This is a genomic window from Pseudomonas sp. HY7a-MNA-CIBAN-0227, assembly GCF_040310325.1.
Taxonomy (GTDB): Bacteria; Pseudomonadota; Gammaproteobacteria; order Pseudomonadales; family Pseudomonadaceae; genus Aquipseudomonas.
This window is the reverse complement of sequence record NZ_JBEOPT010000010.1, coordinates 35173-57463: the sequence shown is the minus strand read 5'-3', so window position 1 is coordinate 57463 and position 22291 is coordinate 35173. Positions and strand designations below refer to the sequence as shown.

Here is a 22291-nt window from a genome sequence, read left to right as displayed (position 1 = left end):
TCCTTTAATGACGAGGGGCGGGCTTGCCGTGTTTGGCGCGTAGCGGCTCCAGCAATTCGGACAGGCCGTTGTGGTCGATTTCCTGCATCAGCGCCAGCAAACCTCCGAGCTCGCCGTGAGGGAAACCTTCACGGGCGAACCAGTTCAGGTATTGGCCAGGCAAGTCGGCGATGATTCGGCCCTTGTACTTGCCGAAGGGCATTTGGCGGGTAATCAGCAGTTCGAGTTTTTCAGGATTCATGGGGCTTCAGGCAATCAGGTCGATACCTTGGAAAATACAGGCATTCTGCATGAAGGCCAAATGACAGATCATGCAAATAAAGCGGATACAGTTTTTTGATAATCTGTAAATATATGAAAAGTAAAGATTATTTAGTTTTTAAAAGCTGGCACGGGCACTGCAGTCACTAAGGCAAGCGTCTTAACCCGGGAAGGAATTGAAAAATGACTGACATCAACAAAGAATCGATCTCCGTTCTCAATGACCTGATCGAAACCAGCAAAGACGGCCAGGAAGGCTTCAAGACCTGCGTCGAAGACATCAAGCATCCAGAACTCAAAGCGCTGTTTCAAAAGCGCTCTGCCGATTGCGCCACCGCTGCTACTGAATTGCAGAGCGCCGTGCGTGCCTTGGGTGGTGATCCGCAAGACTCCGGTAGCGTCAGCGGCGCCTTGCATCGCGGCTGGGTCGACGTGAAGTCTCTGGTGACCGGCAAGGATGAAGAGGCCGTGTTGAACGAAGCCGAGCGCGGTGAAGACCATGCACTGAAGGCCTATAAAGAGGCCATCGAGAAAATCAACAAACATAACTTGCTGGGCATTCGTGATCTGGTTGAACGGCAGTTCCATGGCGTGCAACGCAATCACGATCAGGTAAAAGTCCTGCGTAACCAGGCGCGCGCTCAGTCTTGAGTCGTGTTTGAGTGATAAAAAAACCCCGCAAATGCGGGGTTTTTCATGGGTGGGCGATAATCAGCCGATGCTGATTGCCGGCAACTGAGTCAATGTCACCGTCTGCTGCTTGCGCGGCGCGAGAATCTCCGCTTCGCCATCCACTACCAACTCATCCCTTTGGTTAAACACTTGGGTTGCAATGCGCACCCGGAACTTGGGCAGCTTTTCGAGAATTTCCAGACGCACGGTCAGGGTATCGCCGATTTTCACCGGCTTCTGGAAGGTCATTTGCTGCCCGATATAGATAGTGCCGGGACCAGGCAACTCACATGCCACCGCCGCGCTGATCAGAGCACCGCTGAACATGCCGTGGGCGATACGCTCCTTGAATATGGTTGCCTTGGCAAATTCGGCGTCCAGGTGCACCGGGTTGTGGTCGCCAGACATCGCCGCGAACAGCTGGATATCGCGCTCTTCAACGGTTTTGCTGTAGCTGGCGGTCTGGCCGACTTCGAGAGCTTCGTACGGAGTGTTGGTAACCTGGGTCATCTATTGGTGCATCCTGTGGCTAATCAGTAATCTTAATGCGTTGATTTTAAACGAAATAGTTATTCGCATCGCGCAGGCCGACGATGGTTCACGGCCTGGGTCAGCCACACCAGAACATCGGCTGTGACTGCGTCACGGTTGGTTTCGTTGAATAATTCGTGGCGCGCCTGCGGGTAAATATTCAGCTGCAGGTTCTGGCAGCCGGCTTCACGCAGGGCGTGGGCCAGGTTCTTGAGACGCTTGCCTTCACTGACTGGATCACATTCACCGCCCATCACCAAGATCGGCAGGCCCGGATCGATTTGAGCGAGATTGGACGCTTTGCTGATTTGCTGCAAGCCGCCCAGCAGGTCGATCCATAGCTGGTTGGTGCATCGGAAGCCGCAAAGCGGGTCGTTGACGTACTTGTCGACTTCGTCCGGGGCGCGGCTGAGCCAGTCGAACGCGGTGCGATTGGGCTTGAAAGCCTTGTTGAAAGAGCCGAACGACAGAAACTCGATCAGTGCGCTACGGCCCCTCAGGCCTTGGCGCAGGCGTTCGGCGCGGGCGATCACACGCGCGGCGCGGTATAGCGACACTGGCTGGAAATTCGAGCCACTGAGAATCGCTCCATGCAGGCTGGCGCTGTGGTGCAAAAGATAGGCTTGGGCGATATAGCTGCCCATGCTGTGGCCCAGCAGAATGATTGGCACCCCAGGCGCTTGCTGGCCGATGTGCTGGTTGAGGCTGGCCAGGTCGCCCACCACTTTGTTCCAGCCATCCTTCTCGGCAAACAGCCCGAGGGTGCCTTCGTCGGCGGTCCGGCCATGACCACGCTGGTCGGGGGCGTACAACCCATAACCGGCGTCACACAGTTCCTGGGCCAGGCGGGTGTAGCGACCACCGTGCTCGGCCATGCCGTGGGCCAACATGATCAACGCCTTGGGCGGCCCGTCCGGGAGCCACTGGTTGACGTACAGGCGGCTGCGGTCATTCGCGGTCAGCCAGAAAGTGGTGTGGTTCATGGCGCTTCCTTTGCTCGGTGTCGTTGCAGTGTATAGCTCATCCGTGGGCAGGCGTCTGATCAGCCCAGGCCTCAGGGACAAGATTCATACAATCAATGACATGACTTTGTGTATTTGCCTGTTTGGCCATAGCTGCTAACGTCCCCAAAGCTCCGCTTTCCATAATCAGCAGTAAGCGGTCGGGCACACTCAGGTAAAAGGACAAGAATAATGCAACCTGATTTCTGGAATGACAAACGCCCGGCGGGCGTTCCCACCGACATCGACCTTAGCGTCTACAAGTCGGTGATCGAAGTTTTCGAGCGTTCCTGCAAGACCTTTGCCGATCGTCCGGCGTTCAGCAACATGGGTATCACCCTGACTTACGCCGAGCTTGAGCGCCAGAGTGCGGCGTTCGCCGGTTACCTGCAACAGCACACCGACCTCAAGCCGGGCGATCGCATTGCGGTGCAGATGCCCAACGTCCTGCAATACCCGATTGCCGTGTTCGGCGCCTTGCGTGCCGGCCTGATCGTGGTCAATACCAACCCGTTGTACACGCCACGGGAAATGCGTCATCAGTTCAAGGATGCCGGCATTCGCGCCCTGGTTTACCTCAATCTGTTCGGCTCGCGGGTCCAGGAAGTCGCCGCCGATACCGAGATCGAATACCTGATCGAAGCGAAAATGGGCGACCTGATGCCCGCCGTCAAGGGCTGGCTGATCAACACCGTGGTCGACAAAGTGAAGAAAATGGTCCCGGCCTACAGCCTGCCCCAGGCCGTCTCGTTCAAGCGCGCGCTGCGCATGGGCGCTGGCCTGTCGATCACCCTTCACCCGGTGACCCTCGACGACATCGCCGTGCTGCAATACACCGGCGGTACCACCGGCCTGGCCAAGGGCGCGATGCTTACCCACGGCAACCTGGTGGCGAACATGCAGCAGGTGCGCGCCTGCATGTCGCAAATCGGTGACGACGGCCATCCGCTGATCAAGGAGGGGCAGGAGGTGATGATCGCGCCGCTGCCGCTGTACCATATCTATGCCTTCACCGCGAACTGCATGTGCATGATGGTTTCCGGCAACCACAACGTACTGATCACCAACCCCCGAGACATTGGCGGCTTTATCAAGGAGCTGAAAAAGTGGCGCTTTTCCGGGCTGCTGGGGCTCAACACGTTGTTTGTGGCGCTGATGGATCACCCTGATTTCAAGAACGTGGACTTTTCCCATCTCAAGCTCACCAACTCCGGCGGCACCGCATTGGTCAAGGCCACCGCCGAACGTTGGCAGCAACTCACCGGCTGCGCTATTGGCGAGGGTTATGGGCTGACAGAGACCTCGCCGGTGGCCAGTACCAACCCCTATGGCAACAAGTCACGGCTGGGTACGGTCGGCATTCCCGTGCCGGGCACGGCGATGAAAGTCATTGATGATGAAGGCGTGGAGTTGCCATTAGGAGAGCGCGGAGAACTCTGTGTGAAAGGTCCGCAAGTGATGAAGGGCTACTGGCAGCAGCCAGCCGCCACCGCCGAGACCCTGGACGCCGAAGGCTGGCTCAAGACCGGCGACATTGCAGTGATCGACCCCGACGGCTTTGTGCGCATCGTCGATCGCAAGAAGGACCTGATCATTGTTTCGGGCTTTAACGTCTACCCCAATGAAATCGAAGACGTGGTCATGGCCCATCCAAACGTCGCCAGTTGTGCGGTGATCGGGGTGCCAGACGAGCGCACCGGGGAGGCGGTGAAGCTGTTTGTGGTGGCTCGCGCCCAAGGCGTCAGCCTTGAAGAGCTGAAGAGCTACTGCAAGGCCAACTTCACTGGCTACAAGGTGCCCAAACAGATTGTATTGCGTGAGTCGTTGCCGATGACACCAGTAGGTAAGATCTTGCGCAGAGAGCTTCGCGATATCGCCTAGATAGAAGTCAGATCATTCCCACGCTCTGCGTGGGAATGCCGCTTTGGACGCTCCGCGTCAGCTCTTGAGGCTGGGAAAGCCCCATTCCAGAGCCTTTTCTCGGGTTATAGAATCTTTGCTCTAAAAGTGACCATTAGATATTCTTGAGTCATGGTTATGACTGTAGGGCCTACTTTTGGCTCTAGGCGGCCCTTGGCAAAGCTGCTACTCTCGGCGCGCTTTGTGACCTCTCGGCCTGCTTGAAACAGCCAGACTCACCCTAAAAAATACAAACAAATAATAATCGCATCAAATGCGATGATGAATTCGCGTCGCTGAGGAGTGGGCTTCCATGAACGAAGACTTTTGGAAGGATAAGTACCCCGCCGGGATTGCTACAGAGATCAATCCAGACGAGTATCCAAATATTCAGGCGGTACTGAAACAGTCCTGCCAGCGCTTCGCCAACAAACCGGCTTTCAGCAACCTGGGCAAGACAATCACCTACGGTGAGTTGTACGAGCTGTCCGGAGCGTTTGCCGCGTACCTGCAACAGCATACCGACTTGCAGCCCGGTGATCGAATCGCTGTGCAACTGCCTAACGTTTTGCAATACCCGGTCGCCGTATTTGGTGCTATCCGTGCCGGCCTGATCGTGGTCAATACCAACCCGCTGTACACCGCGCGGGAAATGGAACACCAGTTCAACGACTCCGGGGCCAAGGCCCTGGTCTGCCTGGCCAATATGGCGCACTTGGCAGAAAACGTGGTGCCCAAAACTTCCGTCAAGCATGTGATCGTTACCGAAGTGGCTGACCTGTTGCCGCCGCTCAAGCGGCTGCTGATCAACAGCGTCATCAAGTATGTGAAGAAAATGGTCCCGGCTTATCACTTGCCCAAGGCGATCAAGTTCAACGACGTGCTGGCCAAGGGGTACGGCCAGCCGGTCACCGAAGTCAGCCCCACCAGCGACGACGTGGCGGTGCTGCAATACACCGGCGGCACCACCGGCGTGGCCAAGGGCGCGATGCTGACGCACCGCAACCTGGTGTCCAACATGCTGCAGTGCAAGGCGCTGATGGGTTCCAACCTCAACGAAGGTTGCGAGATACTGATCACGCCGCTGCCGCTGTACCACATCTATGCCTTCACCTTTCATTGTATGGCAATGATGCTGATCGGCAACCACAACATCCTGATCAGCAACCCGCGAGACCTGCCGGCGATGGTCAAGGAGTTGTCTAAGTGGAAGTTCAGTGGCTTTGTCGGCCTGAACACACTGTTTGTTGCCTTGTGCAACAACGAAGGTTTCCGCAAGCTGGACTTCTCTGCGCTGAAAGTCACCCTGTCCGGAGGCATGGCCCTGCAACTGGCGGCGGCCGAGCGTTGGAAAGCGGTCACCGGCTGCTCCATCTGCGAAGGCTACGGCATGACCGAAACCAGCCCGGTGGCCACCGTCAATCCGATCCAGCACATCCAGATTGGCACCATCGGTATTCCGGTGCCATCGACCTTGTGCAAGATCATCACCGATGACGGCGTGGAGTTGGCCCTGGGGGAAATCGGCGAGCTGTGCGTCAAGGGCCCGCAAGTGATGAAAGGCTACTGGCAGCGCCCGGACGCCACCGCCGAAGTCCTTGACAGCGAAGGCTGGTTGAAGACCGGTGACATCGCGATTATCCAGCCAGACGGCTACATGCGCATCGTCGACCGCAAGAAGGACATGATTCTGGTCTCTGGTTTCAACGTCTACCCCAACGAACTGGAAGACGTACTGGCCGGCCTGCCGGGCGTGCTGCAATGCGCGGCCATCGGTGTGCCGGACGAGAAGTCCGGAGAGATCATCAAGATCTTCATCGTGGTCAAGCCGGGCGCCACCCTGACCAAAGAACAGGTGATGGAGCACATGCGCGCCAACGTCACCGGCTACAAGGTGCCCAAGGCCGTGGAGTTCCGCGATGCATTGCCGACCACCAACGTTGGCAAGATCCTGCGACGAGAGTTGCGCGATGAAGAACTGAAGAAACTGGGTATGAAGAAGTAACACGCCATCCAACAAAAAGCCCCGCATTTGCGGGGCTTTTTGTTGAGTGATCGTTCCTGCGCTCTGGTCTGCGTGGGGACGATCAGTGTCAGAACATGAATTGCGTAAAGCTCACACCGGCACCTGCCGGGCGTACATCTTTCAGGAACGAATCCTTGTCGGCGCTCAGCTCCAGGGTAATCTCCGGCTTGCGCTTGCCAGCATTGCGCACCACCAACCCTTCAAGCTTTTCACGCAGGAACGCCGTCGGCACTTTCAAGTGCAGCAACTGGTCGCTGTCTGCGTTGTGCATCAACAAATGAATCCACTCGTACTGGCCCACGGCAATACGGCCCACCGGCAGGTCGAACCACCAGATGTTGCGTTTGCGGTCCAGGTCGGTGAAGTGGCAGTTGTTGACGCCGAGCACGGCACCGCCCAGTTCCAGGTTTCTGCGGGCGATGGCCTGTGTTTTATTGAGTTTCATAACCTTCCTACGGGATCTATTATTCAGCGTTTGAGCCTGAATGTGCCGGGCATTCTCGTGGGTTGGCCGCAAAACATAAAGCCAAACCTGTGCAGTGCGATGAAATGCCTGGGTAAAAATAATTGAAACTCTGCACAAAGGCCCAGGGTCAACCCTTGCGTAATGACCAAAACCCTTGAATGTTCACAGGAGTAATACCATGGGCAGCACAGCGGATAAGGCAAAAGGTTTGGCGAACGAAGCCATCGGCAACATTAAGCAAGGTGTCGGTAACGCTACTGACAACGATAAGTTGCAGGTCGAAGGCAAGGTTCAGGAAAAGAAAGGCGAAGCTCAGCAAGCCGTCGGCAAGGCCAAGGATGCGGTAAAGAAAACCATCGATAAAGCCTGACCCGGTTGACTGCACTTGAGCAGCGAGGCGGCCATCTACGGATGGCCGTTTTTGTGTCACACGCAGTGATTAAAGTTTCGAAATTGTTTCAATGTCGCCAAATAGGCTACTTTGATGTAGAAAACGGCCCCTGAGTCGCCCACGAACTCAACCTTTTGCGGCGAAAGGAGACGCTATGATTTTTCCAGTATTAAAAGATCTGCCGCTGCATCGCGTGCTGATGCGCACCATCACCGAGTTCGTCGATGACGAGATGCCTACCTACGCCTCGGCACTGGCCTACCAGATGCTGTTCTCGCTGTTTCCTTTCTTGCTGTTCCTCATTGCGCTGATCGGTTTCCTGCACCTGCCGGACTTTTTTACCTGGCTGCGCCTGCAGTCGGAGTTGGTATTGCCGCCCCAGGCCCTGGAGCAGGTCAACCCGGTGATTGACCAGTTGCAGCAATCCAAGGGCGGCTTGCTGTCGGTGGGTATCGTCATTGCGCTGTGGACGGCCTCTGCGGGCGTGCGCCTGATGATGAGTGCAATGAACGCCGCCTACGACGTGGTCGAAGGCCGGCCGATCTGGAAGCGTTTCCCCCTGTCGATTTTCTACACCGTGGGCATCGCCGGCATGTTGCTGGCCGCAGCCGCGCTGATGGTCCTCGGGCCGCAAGTGATGGAATGGCTGGCGATGCAGATCGGCATGCAGGAATTCGTGGTCACCTTGTGGACCATCCTGCGCTGGCCATTGATCGTAATCTTGCTGATGTTCGCTGTGGCGTTGATGTACTACGTGATGCCCGACGTGAAACAGAAATTCCGCTTTATCACCCCAGGTTCCGTGCTGGCGGTGGTGGTGTGGATCATCGCGTCCCTGGGCTTTGGCTATTACGTCAAAACCTTTGCCGACTACAACGCCATGTATGGCAGTATCGGCGCGATCATCGTCTTGCTCCTGTACTTCTACATTTCAGCGGCCGTGCTGTTGCTCGGCGCAGAGATGAATGCGGTGATCGAGCACATGTCCACCGAAGGCAAGGCTCCTGGTGAAAAGGACTTCGGCGAACACGATGAAAAACAGCACGTCTCGGGCCTTGGCCGGGACCATTCGCACCCACTACCAACGAAGCCTGAACATGATTCGTGAAATCCTGAAAATGGGCGACGAGCGCCTGCTGCGTATCGCGCCACCGGTCCCGCTGGAAATGTTCGACAGCCCTGAGTTGTGGCAGTTGATCGACGACATGTTCCAGACCATGGAGCACGTTGGCGGCGTGGGCCTGGCCGCACCGCAGATTGGCGTCGACCTGCAACTGGTAATCTTTGGTTTCGAGAGCAGCGAGCGCTACCCGGATGCCCCGGCGGTGCCTCAGACCATTCTGATCAACCCGCTGATCACGCCGCTAAGCCCGGTGCTGGAAGAGGGTTATGAAGGTTGCCTGTCGGTGCCTGGCTTGCGCGGCGCGGTGGACCGCTATCAACAGATTCGCTACGAAGGCTTTGATCCCAAGGGCGAGCCGATTGTGCGCATTGCCGACGGCTTTCATGCGCGGGTGGTGCAGCATGAGTGCGATCACCTGATCGGTCGGTTGTACCCGTCGCGGATCACCGACTTCAGCAAGTTTGGATTTATTGATGTGATGTTTCCGGATATGGATCCTACTGCCGATGAGTGATCCGGCTCACACGGTGCGGCCAACGTAGCCTCGCTGGGGCTCGACAACTGCGTCAGTTGCTGTCTTCAAGATGTGTAGATATCTATGCGCATCGGTCGCAGCAGCTCACAACCGCCGATCACACATTATCGTCGGTCGACCTCTCCAACGGTTCCAAGCCCATGGCGATCATTGGCTTGTTGCGTTTGTAGCGCGCCAGTCGTTCCGCCAGAGACTGCGGCAGCACTGTTTCCTGAGTAAACCCGATCCCCTGATAAAACCCTTTAAGCTCCGGATGGCAGAATAGCCAAACGGTGCCTTCGACCGGCGCAACGGCCTCACGAATTAGTCGCGCCGCGAGCCCCTGCCTACGGCACAACGGCTCGACAAACAGCCCGGTCAGCCATTGCCCGCCGACCACAGGGCTCAAGCACAATCCGGCGACAATCTCGCTGTGCCGAGCCACCCACAATTGCCCGCCCTTGACGGCTTTCATCGGCGAATTGTGGCTGCGGTAAAACTTGTTCAGCAGCGGCCATAAAGGCTCTGCCAGCAGATCAATATGCAACTCAGGCATGGTTTTTTGACAGCCGTGATCGTGGGCCGGGGATTATAAGTCGGGCAAAGCACCTTCTGTCGGGCAATAGGTGTTATACCCCTTGTTACATCCCCTGTAAGTGGAGCACGCATCATGGCCAAAGGCATGGATTCAAAGAAAGCCGCGAAGAAAAAACCGGCAAAGACCGCCGATGAAAAACGCGCCGACAAGAAAACCAAAAAATCCGAAGCGGGTTTGTTTGGGCATTGATTCTCGGTAGTCACCGCAACATCTGCTTCTAAGCTAAGCACCAAACGATCTGCAAGATTTCCCCGTCTCATTGCACAGAGCAGGATGAAGCCGACTTTTTCGTCGGCCCAGCCTGCCCTGAGCCCGCCGATGTCCAATTACCTCGATGAAACCCAACGCCAGGAAATCGAAGCCCTGGAGCAAAGCTTCACCGCCCGCACGGAATGGCCTACCTGGCTGTTACTGATCGGCGTCTATGCCAGCTGGATCGTGGTGATTCTCGCCAGCTCCTGGCTCGGCTTGTGGTTGAGCACCGCCTTGTTGATCCCGATTGTGGTGCTCTGGCTGTCCCTGCAACACGAACTGCTGCATGGCCATCCCACCCGCTTCAATACCCTGAACAAAGTTCTCGGCTACGCGCCCCTGGCGGTCTGGTATCCCTACACCCTGTACCGCGACAGCCACCTGTTGCACCACCGCGACGAAGACTTGACCATTCCCGGCCTCGACCCGGAAAGCCGCTACCTCAACCAGCAACAATGGGCAGGCAGTTCCCGTTTCGAACGCGGGCTGCATTGGCTTAACAAAACCATCGTCGGACGTTTCCTGCTGGGCGCGCCCCTGGCCTTGTGGGCGTTGGGGTGGGAAGCGTTGCAGCGCTTGCGTCAAGGCCAGCGCCAGGCCTGGTTGATGTGGCTGACCCACGGCACTCTGACCCTGCTGATGCTGGCCTTCATCGCCCGCTACAGCGCGCTGCCGGTATGGCATTACCTGGCGCTGGTCAGCGTGCCGGCCTTGTCGGTGGCGATGATCCGTTCCTACTACGAACACCGCCCGCACCCGCAACCCGAACAGCGCACGGTGATCAACGAAGCCGGGTGGCCCTGGACCTGGTTGTTCCTCAACCTCAATCTGCATCTGGTACACCACGACGTGCCGAAACTGCCGTGGTATTTCCTGCCGAGGGTCTACCGTGCGCGCCGCGAACAATGGCAGGCTCGCAGTGACGGTTTTGTGGTGCAGGGTTATGGTCGGTTGATCGGCCGCCACGGACTCAAGGCCATCGACAGCCCACGGCATCCCTTTGTTTGAAGAGGTAGGCATGAGCGAACACTACGCTGAGTTGCTGATGTACACGGCGCCGCAACAGGTCGTGCAGGCCAACGAGCAATGGCTGACGCGCATCCTTCAACACGTGGGCGCGACGCGCCTGAATGCCGGCCACCTTGACTTGTTAAGCCTGTGGTGTGCTCCCAAGCTGCTGTTGACGCAAACCTGCGGCTATCCGCTGATGACCCAGTTGCGCGGCCAAGTGCGCGTTATCGGTCGGCCCCGCTATGAACTGCCCGACAGCAGCGCGGGCAATCATTGCAGCTTGCTGCTGACTCGCAACGACAATCCCCGGATAACCTTGGCGGACTTCTACGCCAGTCGCGGCGTGATCAATGGCGAAGACTCCAACAGCGGCATGAACCTGTTGCGCGAGCGCCTGGCGCCCCTGCATCGCCAGGGTCGGTTCTTCGCCAGCGTCGCCATCAGCGGCGGGCATCGCGACAGCCTGCGCTGGTTGCGCGAGGACCGTGCGGACCTGGCTGCCATCGACAGCGTGACCTTCGCCTACCTGGCGCGGTTTGCTCCAGAGGAAGTCGCCGGGCTGCGCATCGTCACTCGCAGCGCGATCAGTCCGACGCTGCCCTACATCGGCGCGTTGGGCTTGAATGATGAGCAAGTCGCAAGGGTTCGTCAGGCGATGAACCTGGCGTTGCAGGACTTGCCCCAAATGGTTGAAGTCCTTGGTGTGCAGGAAGTGCTTCCTGCCAGCGAAGCGGATTACCAGACTCTATTGGATTACCAGCAGCAGGCCCGGTCGGCGGGTTTTGCGAAACTTCAATAAAGTTATATAAAAATACCTTTTAAATATTATTAAAGAATAAGCAGCCTTGCTAGGATCGCTTCACCGGAACACCGGACATACCGTGCAACCTTCTCAAATGGAGCCACTATGTCCGGCGCCGACACTTCTCACAGCGACTACGTGGGCGGATTGTTCCGCAGTCATTACGATTGGCTGTGCAGCCGTTTGCATCGGCACCTGGATTCCCGCGCCCACGCCGAAGACATTGCCGCCGACACCTTTGTCCAACTCCTGAGTTCCCCCGGCGTGGTGCCGATCCGCCAGCCCCGCGCCTTGCTGACCACCATTGCCCAACGCTTGATGTATCAGCTTTGGCGCCGCCGCGACCTGGAACGCGCCTATCTCGACGCCCTGGAGCACGACGAACAATCGTCGGCGCCTTCGCCCGAAGACCTGGCGCAAATGCTCGAAGCCTTGCAGGCCATCGATCAGTTGCTCGACGGCCTGCCGGCCAAGGTCAAGGCAACCTTTCTGCTGTCGCAACTCAATGGCCTGACCTACCCGCAAATTGCCGCAGAACTGGGGATTTCCCAGCGCTCGGTCAGCGACTACATGACCCGCGCCGTCAATCGTTGCCTGCGGCTGTGCCTGGAATGAATGACGAACTGATCGACAGCGCTACCCGCTGGATCGTCCTGCTGCGCTCGGGTCAGGCCAGTGCCGCCGACTGGCAGCGCTATCACCAATGGCGTGCTGAAGATCCCCGTCATGAAATCCTGTGCCAACAGCTCGAAACTCGCCTCGACGTATTTCAGATACCGCTGGCCCAGGGCGTCAGCGGCAAGGTGTTGCAGCGGGCGCTGGACGCACCCGCCAGCCGACGCACGTTGTTACGCGGCGCCTTGATCGGTGCTGGCGTGGTGCTAGGCGCCAGCCTGCTGGCAAAGCCCTTGGGCGTGCCCCTTACAGAGTTGACGGCCGATGTGCGCACTGGCACCGGCGAACGGCGCACGGTGGCGTTGGCCGACGGCAGCGAGTTGTTGCTCAATGCCCGCAGCGCGGCAGACATCCAGTTCGACCCGCAACGCCGGTTGGTGCGTCTGCGAGACGGGGAGTTGCTGGTGAAAATCGCCAATGACACGAGCAGGCCGTTTTTGATCCAGACCGATCAAGCGCGACTGCGGGCCTATGGTAATCGCCTGTTGCTGCGTGAGCGGGAAGGGCAGGGCCATGTCGTGGCGCTCAATGGCTCCCTGGAAATCTACGGCCAGAATGGCGAACGCCTGCAGTTGATGGCCGGGCACGAGGTCAGTTACGACCGTTATGGGTTTGGTCAGGTGCAGCCCAGTTCGAAGGGCGCAACGGCCTGGATCGACGGCTTCCTGCAAGTGCGCGACCGGCCGCTGGCTGAGGTCATCGACGCCTTGCGCCCCTATCACAACGGCGTGCTGCGCCTCGATCCCGCTGTGGCCGGGTTGCGGGTCAGCGGCCTGTACCGGCTGGACAATCCCCAGCAAATTCTCGACACCCTGGCGCGCACTTTACCGATTCACATTACCCGCCGGACGGGGTTGTGGGTGACTGTCGGTGCGACCTGAAGACCACTACAAACCCAATGAGCACGAGCGCCTACAGAAAATGGGGCTCTCGCATTGGAATGTGTCGGGTCCAAAGGTCAGTTCTAAGAACATAACCAAACGATCTGCAAGTTTTTCCCGCGCCATCCCACATCACTCCCATAAGCGCTGCGGGGAGCAGCGTTATGGAGTTTCCTTGGGGGGAGCCAATGTGAGCCAGTTTATCCGTGTGCCGCTTCGAACCTTTGCCCTGGTGCCGTTGGCCAGTCTGTTTTTATCCTTTGCCGCCAGCGCCGAAGATGCGCGTCAGGTCTATCACATCGCGCCCGGCCCGCTGGATGAAGTGCTGCTCAATATCAGCCGGCAAAGTGGCCAGGTGATTTCCTTCACCCCGCAACTGGGCAGCTATTCCTCGGCCAGCGTCGACGGTTCGTTGTCTGCGCAACAAGCGGTGGACGCGGCCTTGAAGGGCACCGGCCTGCAAGTTCAAGTCAGCCCGGACGGCGCTTTCATCATCAAGGAAGGCGCCGCGAAAAGCGTCCAAGCCACCAGCAATGTCCAGGCACAAACCACTGCTGCACAGGCGCCAACCCTGGACCGCGTGGTCGCCATCGGCACCCGTCGCAGCGATGCCACGGCTCTGACCAGCAGCGCGCCGGTGGACGTGATCAATGCCGAAGAACTCAAGCAAACCGGTGCCACCAGCCTCAACCAGGCGCTGTTCCAACTGCTGCCCTCGTTCAACTTTCCACAGAACCAGAGCGCCACCCGTGGCCAGAATCCCAAGGGTGCCTCCCTGCGCGGCCTGTCGCCGGACCAGACCCTGGTGCTGATCAACGGTAAGCGTCGCCACGCCTCGGCGGTGGTCAATATCTCCGGTGGCGTGCCGTTCATTGGCGCGCAGCCGGTGGACCTGGACATGATCCCCATCAGCGCCATCGACCACGTCGAAGTGCTGCGTGACGGCGCCTCGGCCCAGTACGGTTCCGATGCGGTAGCGGGTGTGGTCAACATCGTTCTCAAGGAGCGAGACAGCGGCGGCCAGCTCAATACCCAGCTGGGCCAATACGCCCAGGGCGACGGCTTCAGCAAGACCACCGATGGCTGGTACGGCTTGGGCCTGCCGGGTGACGGTTTCCTGACCCTGAGCTTCAACAGCCTCAACAACAAACCCACCGATATCGGTGATAAATACGTCGCCGACGGCCAGTTGCAGGACCCGCGCTGGGGCGGCGCCGGGCGCGACAAATACAACCTGGCAGCCAACGCCGAGATTGGCCTGAGCGACCAGTGGCGGCTCTACAGCTTTGCCACCTTCGGCCAGGACAAATCGGTGAACAACACGCCACCGCTGCTGGCCAGTAACCCGAACAACGTGCCGGGGATCTACCCCAACGGCACCATCCCCAAATACCGTTACCGCTATGAAGACGGCGCCTTCACCATCGGCAGCCGCTACGAAGACGACAGCCTGGGCCGCTTCGACCTGAGCGCCACCTATGGCCGCGACAAACACGATGAACTGGCCTTCAACACCGTCAACCCCAGCTATGGCCTGAACAGTCCGACCAAATTTGACGTCGCCACGCTGATCAACGAACAGACCAACATCGGCCTGGATTACGCCAAGGACCTGGACGTCAACTGGTCCAGCCACCCACTGACCGTTTCGGCGGGCATTGCCTACCGCAATGAAAAGTATCGGCTGGAGGCGGGCGACTACGATTCATACTCCTACGGCGGTATCGATGGCGTGCAAGTCGGTGCGGTGCAGGCGTCCGGCCTGACCCCGGACGATGCCGGGACCTACACCCGTGATGTGGGCGGCGTGTACTTTGGCCTGGAAAACCAGATCACCGACAAGTTTCAGGTGGGTATTGCCGGCCGTACCGAGCACTACTCGGACTTTGGCTCGGCCACCACCGGCAAACTCTCGGCGCGGTATGACTTCACCCCGCAAGTTGGCCTGCGGGCCACGGTGAACAATTCCTTCCGCGCACCGACACTGGGCCAGATCGGCACGTCGTGGACCACCACCACCAACGTCGATATCAACGGCAACCCGGTGCTGACCCGCATGCTACCGGCCGACAACCCGGCCGCCCGAGCCCTTGGTGCGCAACCGCTCAAGCCCGAGAAGTCCACCAACTACTCGTTGGGCCTGGTGCTGCGCCCCACCGAACAAACCTCGCTGACCATCGACGCCTACCAGATCGCCATTCGTGATCGCCTGCTCTACAGCGGTGGTATTTCCGGACCGCGTGCCGAACAGATCCTCAAGGACGCAGGTTTTGGCCAGTACACCTGGGCGCAGTTCATGACCAACGCGGCCAACACTCGCACCCGTGGCGTCGATATCGTCGGCAAATACAACCTCGATCTGGCGCAGTACGGCGGCCTTAGCCTGTCGGCGGGTTACACCAGGGCCAAGACGACTATCGAGAAGGTCCACGAGAACCCCAACGGTTTTGACGTGCTTACCCGCGAGGCCCGCGGCTTCCTGGAACACGGTTACCCCGAAGACAAACTGGTACTTGGCGCGACCCACAAGATCGGCCAGTGGACCATCGCCCTCAGCGAAACCCGCTACGGCAAATACCGCAAATACGCCGCCTCCGAAGCCAACGCCCAGTACGACCAGACCTTTGGCGCGCAATGGAACACCGACCTGGACGTGAACTACGCCTTCACCAAGCAACTGCGTCTGTCGGTGGGCGCCAACAACCTGTTCGACAGCAAACCCGACGACTTCAATACCCGCCTGCGCCAGACCCCGGGCCAGCAGTACAGCTACCTGTCGCCGTCGGCGCCGGAAGGGGCGTTTTACTACTCGCGGCTCAGTTATGACTTTTAACCCATAGAGCACTTGTGGCGAGCGGGCTTGCCCCTCGCCACAAGGCGTCTGTAAATCACCGAACAACGACGAGGTTGACGATGACCCACCTGAAAAAGCTCCTGAGCGGCAGCCTCCTGGCCTTGAGCCTGCTGTCCCAACAAACCCCCGCCGCCGAGCCTGCCAACCCCATCCACTTCGGCGACATCACTTGGGAAAGTGGCAGCCTGATCACCGAAGTCCTGCGGCTGATCGTCGAAAAAGGCTACGGCTATCCCACCGATACCTTGCCTGGCAGCACCGTGAGCCTGGAAGCCGCCCTAGCCAAGGACGATATTCAGGTGATCGGCGAAGAGTGGGCCGGGCGCAGTCCGGCTTGGGTCAAGGCCGAAAGCGAAGGCAAGGTGTTTGGCCTCGGCGACACGGTCAAGGGCGCCACCGAAGGCTGGTGGGTGCCGGAATACGTGATCAAGGGCGACGCCGAGCGCGGCATCAAGCCCTTGGCGCCCGAGCTGAAATCCGTCGCCGACCTGGCACGCTACAAAGACGTGTTCCGCGACCCCGAAGACCCGACGCGCGGGCGCTTCCTCAACAGCCCCACTGGCTGGACCTCGGAGATCGTCAACAGTCAGAAACTCAAGGCTTACGGCCTGACTGACAGCTTCGTCAACTTTCGCACCGGCTCTGGCGCGGCGTTGGATGCCGAGGTCGCCTCGTCGATCCGCCGTGGCAAACCGGTGCTGTTCTACTACTGGTCGCCGACGCCGCTGCTGGGGCGTTTCAAGTTGATCAAGCTCGAAGAGCCTGAGTTCAACGCCCAAGCCTGGAAAACTCTGGCCGACGCCAACAACCCTAACCCACAAGGCACCCGCTCAATGCCGGCGCGTTTGGCGATTGGTGTCTCGGCGCCGTTCAAGGCCAAGTACCCGGAACTGGTGACGTTCTTTGAAAAAGTCGACCTGCCGATTGACCTACTCAACGGCATCCTTGGGCAGATGAGCGAAAAACGTCAGCAGCCCCGGCAAGTGGCTCTGGCATTTTTGAAGGAGCAACCACAGGTGTGGCAGCAGTGGGTGCCAGCGGATGTGGCGACGAAGGTTAAAGGGAGTCTCTGATGTTGAAGGTTTTTGCTGCAACCCTGTTGTCATTGTTCGCCGGCCAACTGCTGGCCGCCGAACCCGCTCAACTGCGCATCGGCTACCAGAAAAGCTCCGTCAGCATGGTCCTCGCCCGCGAGCACAAGTTGCTGGAACAGGCGCTGCCCGGCACCCAGGTGCAATGGATCGAATTTCCCGGCGGCCCGCAACTGATCGAGGCCTTGAACGGCGGCAGCCTGGACATCGGCAACATCGGTGACATCCCGCCGATCTTCGCCCAGGTCGCCGGTATTGATGTGCAGTACATCGGCGTCGAGCCCAGCTACGGCAAGACCGAGGCGATCATCGTGCCCAAGGCCAGCACCGTGCAGTCCCTGGCCGACCTCAAGGGCAAACGCGTGGCCCTGCTCAAGGGGTCCAGCGCTCATAACCTGTTCCTCAAAAGCCTGGTAAAGGCCGGGCTGAAACTGACGGAGGTGAACCTCGTCTACCTGTCGGCAGCTGACGGTCGTGCCGCCTTTGAACAGGGCAAGGTCGACGCTTGGGTGATCTGGGACCCGTACTACTCGGCGGTGTTGCTGGACGGTTCGGCGCGGTTGCTCAGTGACGGCCAGGACTTGAATCCCAGCGGTACGTTCTTCATCGCCAACGGCAAGTTCGCCAAACAGCACCCGACGGCCATCGCGCCGATTCTCAAGGTGTTCGGCCAGGCCCAGCAACTGTCGCTGACCCAGCGTGACGACAGCATCGACCGCATGACCCAGGTCCTCGGCCTGCAACGGGCGGTGGTGGAAAGCTACTTCAATCACCGCGCCAGCCAGCCGATCCATTCGCTGGGGCCGACTGATATCGCCAACCAGCAGCGCACCGCCGACCTGTTTTTCGCCAATGGCCTGATCCCGAAAAAGGTCGACGTGCAACAGATCGTCTTCAAGGCCCCGTAACTTATCTGTGAGCAGACCATGCAACCGATCTACATCGATTTTCTCAACGGCCTGGACATTGATGCCCTGGAACTGAGCAACGACGAAATTCTCACCGCCATTGAAACCAGCCTGGCGATCCAGGGCCGTGGCGAGGCGGTGATCGAACCGCGCACGCACCTGATTCCCGGTGGCGAGGTTAACGGTCACTTCAATGTGCTGCGCGGCGTATTGGGCGGTGATATCGGCTATGCCGGCGTCAAAGTGGTGGGGGATTTTGTCGACAACTACCGCAAGGGCCTGCCGTCGGAGCTGGCGATTCTCAACCTGCTGGACCCGGCTACTGGCGTGCCCAAAGCAATTCTCGACGCCTCGGCCATTACCGACATGCGCACCGGCGCAGTCACCGCCATCGGCGCCAAATACCTGGCCCGGCCGGACAGCAAAGTCCTCGCCCATATCGGCGCGCGAGGCACGGCGTACTGGAACGTGCGGCTGCTGGATCACCTGTTCGATTTCGAGGAGATCCGCGTGCATTCGCGGCGCAGCGAGAGCCGCGAAGCCTTCGCCGAACGCCTGCGCCGCGACCTTGGCAAGCCGGTAATTGTCACCGACGATTGGGAGTCAACGGTGCGTGGCGCCGACATCGTGGTCGAGGCTTCGCGCCTCGAACAGCCCGAACCATTGTTGCGCACCGAGTGGATCAAACCTGGCGCTTTTGTGGTGCCCTACGGCACCATGAGCGCGGTGGAGTTGTCGCTGACCGACATCATGAGCAAGCAGGTGGTGGACGATTGGGGCCAGTGCAAGGGCGGTTTGTTCGGTTCGTTGCGGGCGCATGTTGATGCCGGGAAACTCAGCGCCGAGACCTTGCACGCCGAGTTGGGGCAGATTGTCGCTGGCTTGAAAAACGGCCGGGAAAACGCCGAAGAAACCATCCTGTTCTGGCATCGAGGTTTGAGCCTCAGCGACATCGCCCTCGGCCATGCGCTGCTGGAAAAGGCCAAGCGTCTGGGCATCGGCCAGCGGTTGCGGTTTGCATGATTCACGTTGATCCAAGTGGGCTGGCGCTGGCGGATCTGCTCGATATCGCCTTGCGGGATACGCCGGCAGCCCTCAGCCATGAAGCCCGCCAGCGTATCGATGCCGGGCACCAACTGCTGCTCAAACTTGCTGCCGAGGGCCAGCCGATCTACGGCGTGACCACCGGCCTCGGCGCGGCGGTGGATGTGCAGGTGCCTCTGGACGATCCGCTGTTGCAAGCGCGCATCCCGTTGGGACGTGCCGTGGGCGTTGGGCGTTTGGCCAATCGTCAGGAGTTGCGGGCAATCATCACCGCACGCTTGGCGGGGCTGGCTCAGGGCCGTTCGGGGATTTCCCCGGCAGCGGCTGACAGTCTGCTGGCTTTGCTCAATGCCGGGATCGAGCCTGAGGTGCCGTTGCTGGGTTCCCTCGGTGAGAGCGATCTGGCACCGCTGGCGCACTTGAGTCTGGCGCTGTTGGGCGAGGGTTGGGTGCGATGTGATGGGGAGCGAATGCCTGCCGACCAGGCGCTGCAACGCTATGGGCTGCAACCGGCGCGACTGATAGGCAAGGATGGCCTGGCGCTGGTGTCGGCGAATTCGGCCAGTGTCGGCCTTGGCGCGTTACTTGTTGCCGAGACCGATCGGGCGTTGCAGGCGTTGTTGGCAGGCATCGCACTGTCCTGTGAGGGCTATCGCGCCAACCTCAGTCCGTTCCAGCCCTGGGCCTCGCGGTTGCGTCCGGCGGCCGGGCAAACCGAGCAGTCGGCGGCGTTGTTGCGGCTGCTGGAGGGTGGTGAGTTGGCCGCCAACCCGCGTCGTCTGCAAGACCCGTTGAGCTTTCGTTGTGCCATGGTGGTTCAAGGCGCGGCGCAGCAAACGTTGCAGCAGTTGCGTGAACAGATTGAGCTGGAACTGGCCAGCGGTGCTGACAACCCGGCGTTGATCAGCGAAGAACAGCAAGTGCTGGCGACGGCTAATTTCGACAGCACCCATCTGGCGTTGGCGGGAGAGGGATTGGGGTTGGCGCTGAGTCGCGTGGCGGCTTGTTCGGCTGAACGGGTTGCCAAGTTGTTGTCACCGACCTCCAGTGAGTTACCACGCTTTCTGGTCAGCCAACCCGGCCATGTCGGCATGGCGGCGTTGCAACGTACCAGCGCAGCGTTGCTGGCCGAGATAGGGCACTTGGCCAACCCGCTGCCGGCGGTGAGCGTGCCGGTGGCGGATCGCGTTGAGGATTATGCCGGGCAGGCCTTGGCGGTTATTGAGAAGACGCGCCAGCTTACTCAGCGTGTGTTGTGGCTGGCCAGTATCGAATTGATCGTGGCGGCGCAGGCGGTGGACCTGCGTGGCACGGTTCGATTAGGGGAGGGCGCCGAGCATATCCATCGGGCCGTTCGCAGTCAGGTGGCCCACCTGGATCAGGATCGCTCGGGATCAGTGGATGTGCTGGCCTTGGCTGCGTTTATAGGCAGCGGCGCACTCCTCTGGTAATGGCATTTCAGGTCATGCCTTGGCCAATCCCCCCGCGACGTCGTCCTGGTCAACAACTATCAATGCGTTATTACAGATGCTGGCCGATTAATGGCCTTGCATAGCGCCAAGCCCTGTCTATGCTCACCCATAACCATTTATGTCGCTTGCCATATCAAGCGTTTTGAGTGGATTTCAATAGTGATCAACTATCACTATTGAAAATATGAATGAAACGAGTGCGCATGCCAAGGCGCCGGGAAAAAGGGAGTGGTGGTTTAAATGGATTTGCGTGTGTCGGTTGAAGCAGGCCCCAGACGGGGCCATCAAGAAAAGGATGACTTGATAAGAGTGTTGCCTCATGGACTCTCCGATTAACCATCACTTATCGATCGCCTGACACTTGTCCTGTCTCTGGACGACTGCGTTTGCCTGTTTTGTGGAAAGTGGTAGTGGGTCAAATACAAAAACTAACCGTCAATCAAAGACAGCGCTGAAGGTGATCCGATCATGTTTAACCGCCAACACAAATCCGCCCTGCTGGAAATCGAGCGTTTTTCCTGCGCGCTGACCGAGGCCAAAGCCAAGCTGGCGGCCATTAGCCGATCCATGGCGATGATCGAGTTCGATTGCAACGGCATGGTGCTTGATGCCAATGAGAATTTCTGCAAGGCCATGGGCTACAGCACTGAAGAACTCCGTGGCAAGCATCACCGGATTTTTTGTGAAGAGTCGTTCTACCGCAGCGACGCCTACGCCAAGTTGTGGCGAGACCTCGCCCGAGGCGAACCGATCAGTGGCACCTTTATGCGCTTGAATAAAAGCGGTCAGGAAGTGTGGCTGGAAGCCAGTTATATGCCGGTGATCGGCGCCGACAACAAGGTGCAGAGCGTAATCAAGGTGGCGTCGGACATCTCGGCACGGGTCCATCACGAACATGAGAACCAAAGCCTGATGGACGCCATCGGTCGCTCCATGGCGGTGATCGAGTTCACCCCGCAGGGCCAGATCATCAATGCCAACGAAAATTTTCTGAAGACGGTGAAGTACTCCCTCAACGAAATCGTAGGTCAGCACCACAGCATATTCTGTCATCGCAACGAAACCGATTCGCCGGCATACAAGGCGTTTTGGGCCTCTCTCAATCGCGGCGAATACCACTCTCATCGGTTTGAACGTAAGGACAAATACGGGCAGACGTTATTCCTGGAAGCCTCTTATAACCCGATCTTCGATGCTAGCGGGCGGCTGTACAAAGTGGTGAAGTTCGCCAGTGATATTACCGATCAAGTCACCACCCTGCGCACCGCCGCCGAGTCGGCCCACAGCACCTCGGTACAAAACGACGTCTGCGCCCGAAAAGGCTCGGAAGTGGTCCAGCAAACGGTGCAGATCATCGAAGAAATTTCCCGCGACCTCAACGAGGCGGCGCTGAGCATCGATGCGGTGAGTAAGCAGTCGGACATCATTGGCAGCATCGTCCAGACCATTCGCGGCATTGCCGATCAAACCAACTTGCTGGCACTCAATGCCGCCATTGAAGCAGCTCGCGCCGGCGAGCATGGCAGAGGCTTTGCGGTGGTGGCCGATGAAGTGCGCAGCCTGGCGGCTCGCACCAGTCAGGCGACCCTGGAGATTGTCGATGTGGTGCGCAAGAACCACGACCTGTCGTTGAGCGCGGTGTCGAGCATGCAGTCGAGCTTGAGTCGCACCGGGCTTGGCGTGGAATTGGCCAATGAGGCGGGGCAAGTGATTCTGGAAATTCAGGAAGGCTCACGGCATGTGGTGGATGCTATCAGTCAGTTCAACTCGACGTTGCAGTTGCAATAACCCCCTGCAGTTGTCGAGCCCAAGCGAGGCT

At 59.0% G+C, this 22291-nt stretch carries 21 protein-coding genes and 1 pseudogene; 17 read left to right on the top strand and 5 right to left on the bottom strand.

Annotated elements, in window-relative coordinates:
- Window positions 1–4: 4 nt before the first annotated feature.
- Window positions 5–241: a DUF3820 family protein gene (locus tag AAEZ06_RS17580; protein ID WP_017340422.1), complete on the bottom strand. Its 237-nt coding sequence runs from the start codon at window positions 239–241 to the stop codon at window positions 5–7.
- Between the two features lie 203 nt (window positions 242–444).
- Between AAEZ06_RS17580 and AAEZ06_RS17575 the strand changes: the two genes are divergently transcribed.
- Window positions 445–912: a ferritin-like domain-containing protein gene (locus AAEZ06_RS17575; protein WP_350615388.1), complete on the top strand. Its 468-nt coding sequence runs from the start codon at window positions 445–447 to the stop codon at window positions 910–912.
- Between the two features lie 60 nt (window positions 913–972).
- Here the strand turns inward: AAEZ06_RS17575 and AAEZ06_RS17570 are convergent, their stop codons facing one another.
- Both AAEZ06_RS17570 and AAEZ06_RS17565 read right to left on the bottom strand, forming a co-directional pair.
- Window positions 973–1443, bottom strand: a complete 471-nt coding sequence (locus AAEZ06_RS17570) for a MaoC family dehydratase (protein WP_149413790.1) — start codon at window positions 1441–1443, stop codon at window positions 973–975.
- A 59-nt stretch (window positions 1444–1502) separates the two neighbouring features.
- On the bottom strand, window positions 1503–2447 hold the full coding sequence (locus AAEZ06_RS17565; RefSeq protein WP_149413791.1) for an alpha/beta hydrolase: 945 nt from the start codon (window positions 2445–2447) through the stop codon (window positions 1503–1505).
- 210 nt (window positions 2448–2657) lie between these two features.
- Here AAEZ06_RS17565 and fadD2 point away from each other — a divergent pair, with 210 nt between their 5' ends.
- Entirely contained in the window at window positions 2658–4346 is a 1689-nt protein-coding gene (fadD2, locus tag AAEZ06_RS17560) for a long-chain-fatty-acid--CoA ligase FadD2 (protein ID WP_350615385.1), read from the top strand.
- A gap of 331 nt (window positions 4347–4677) precedes the next feature.
- Window positions 4678–6369, top strand: a complete 1692-nt coding sequence (fadD1, locus tag AAEZ06_RS17555) for a long-chain-fatty-acid--CoA ligase FadD1 (protein WP_149413793.1) — start codon at window positions 4678–4680, stop codon at window positions 6367–6369.
- Between the two features lie 88 nt (window positions 6370–6457).
- Here the strand turns inward: fadD1 and AAEZ06_RS17550 are convergent, their stop codons facing one another.
- The gene (locus AAEZ06_RS17550) at window positions 6458–6835 is read right to left on the bottom strand and encodes a hypothetical protein (RefSeq protein WP_149413794.1); all 378 of its coding nucleotides are present in this window, start codon (window positions 6833–6835) and stop codon (window positions 6458–6460) included.
- A 199-nt stretch (window positions 6836–7034) separates the two neighbouring features.
- Here AAEZ06_RS17550 and AAEZ06_RS17545 point away from each other — a divergent pair, with 199 nt between their 5' ends.
- From AAEZ06_RS17545 to def, 3 genes are all read left to right on the top strand, one after another.
- Window positions 7035–7226 (top strand): CsbD family protein, encoded by a 192-nt coding sequence (locus AAEZ06_RS17545; RefSeq protein WP_149413795.1) that lies wholly within the window; start codon window positions 7035–7037, stop codon window positions 7224–7226.
- A 175-nt stretch (window positions 7227–7401) separates the two neighbouring features.
- The gene (locus tag AAEZ06_RS17540) at window positions 7402–8355 is read left to right on the top strand and encodes a YihY/virulence factor BrkB family protein (RefSeq protein WP_149413796.1); all 954 of its coding nucleotides are present in this window, start codon (window positions 7402–7404) and stop codon (window positions 8353–8355) included.
- Window positions 8345–8884: a peptide deformylase gene (def, locus tag AAEZ06_RS17535; protein WP_350615381.1), complete on the top strand. Its 540-nt coding sequence runs from the start codon at window positions 8345–8347 to the stop codon at window positions 8882–8884. The genes AAEZ06_RS17540 and def overlap by 11 nt, the downstream gene beginning before the upstream one ends.
- 118 nt (window positions 8885–9002) lie before the next feature.
- On the opposite strand, the gene AAEZ06_RS17530 is transcribed toward def, so the two are convergent.
- Window positions 9003–9440: a GNAT family N-acetyltransferase gene (locus tag AAEZ06_RS17530; RefSeq protein ID WP_350615379.1), complete on the bottom strand. Its 438-nt coding sequence runs from the start codon at window positions 9438–9440 to the stop codon at window positions 9003–9005.
- 360 nt (window positions 9441–9800) lie between these two features.
- On the opposite strand from AAEZ06_RS17530, the gene AAEZ06_RS17525 reads away from it, so the two are divergent.
- The 11 genes and pseudogenes from AAEZ06_RS17525 (at window position 9801) to AAEZ06_RS28595 (ending at window position 22260) form a co-directional block, all read left to right on the top strand.
- Entirely contained in the window at window positions 9801–10742 is a 942-nt protein-coding gene (locus AAEZ06_RS17525; RefSeq protein WP_350615486.1) for a fatty acid desaturase, read from the top strand.
- Window positions 10743–10752: 10 nt separating this feature from the next.
- Entirely contained in the window at window positions 10753–11544 is a 792-nt protein-coding gene (locus tag AAEZ06_RS17520; RefSeq protein ID WP_350615377.1) for a phosphate/phosphite/phosphonate ABC transporter substrate-binding protein, read from the top strand.
- A 108-nt stretch (window positions 11545–11652) separates the two neighbouring features.
- Window positions 11653–12162 (top strand): sigma-70 family RNA polymerase sigma factor, encoded by a 510-nt coding sequence (locus AAEZ06_RS17515; protein WP_149413800.1) that lies wholly within the window; start codon window positions 11653–11655, stop codon window positions 12160–12162.
- A complete protein-coding gene (locus AAEZ06_RS17510) occupies window positions 12159–13103 on the top strand; it encodes a FecR domain-containing protein (RefSeq protein WP_350615375.1) in 945 nt (314 codons plus the stop codon). Before AAEZ06_RS17515 ends, AAEZ06_RS17510 begins: the two co-directional genes overlap by 4 nt.
- 190 nt (window positions 13104–13293) lie before the next feature.
- A complete protein-coding gene (locus tag AAEZ06_RS17505; protein ID WP_149413802.1) occupies window positions 13294–15936 on the top strand; it encodes a TonB-dependent receptor in 2643 nt (880 codons plus the stop codon).
- 80 nt (window positions 15937–16016) lie between these two features.
- Window positions 16017–17030, top strand: a complete 1014-nt coding sequence (locus AAEZ06_RS17500; RefSeq protein WP_149413803.1) for an ABC transporter substrate-binding protein — start codon at window positions 16017–16019, stop codon at window positions 17028–17030.
- Complete coding sequence (locus AAEZ06_RS17495; protein ID WP_350615373.1) at window positions 17030–17956, top strand: aliphatic sulfonate ABC transporter substrate-binding protein; 927 nt, start codon at window positions 17030–17032, stop codon at window positions 17954–17956. The genes AAEZ06_RS17500 and AAEZ06_RS17495 overlap by 1 nt, the downstream gene beginning before the upstream one ends.
- An 18-nt stretch (window positions 17957–17974) precedes the next feature.
- Window positions 17975–18979, top strand: coding sequence for an ornithine cyclodeaminase family protein (locus AAEZ06_RS17490; protein ID WP_350615371.1), 1005 nt, complete (start codon window positions 17975–17977; stop codon window positions 18977–18979).
- The gene (locus AAEZ06_RS17485) at window positions 18976–20451 is read left to right on the top strand and encodes an HAL/PAL/TAL family ammonia-lyase (protein ID WP_149413806.1); all 1476 of its coding nucleotides are present in this window, start codon (window positions 18976–18978) and stop codon (window positions 20449–20451) included. Before AAEZ06_RS17490 ends, AAEZ06_RS17485 begins: the two co-directional genes overlap by 4 nt.
- A gap of 489 nt (window positions 20452–20940) precedes the next feature.
- A pseudogene (locus tag AAEZ06_RS28600) lies at window positions 20941–21717 on the top strand (PAS domain-containing protein); the annotation flags it as partial.
- Complete coding sequence (locus AAEZ06_RS28595; RefSeq protein WP_256666318.1) at window positions 21691–22260, top strand: methyl-accepting chemotaxis protein; 570 nt, start codon at window positions 21691–21693, stop codon at window positions 22258–22260. The pseudogene AAEZ06_RS28600 and the gene AAEZ06_RS28595, both read left to right, overlap by 27 nt.
- Window positions 22261–22291 lie beyond the last annotated feature (31 nt).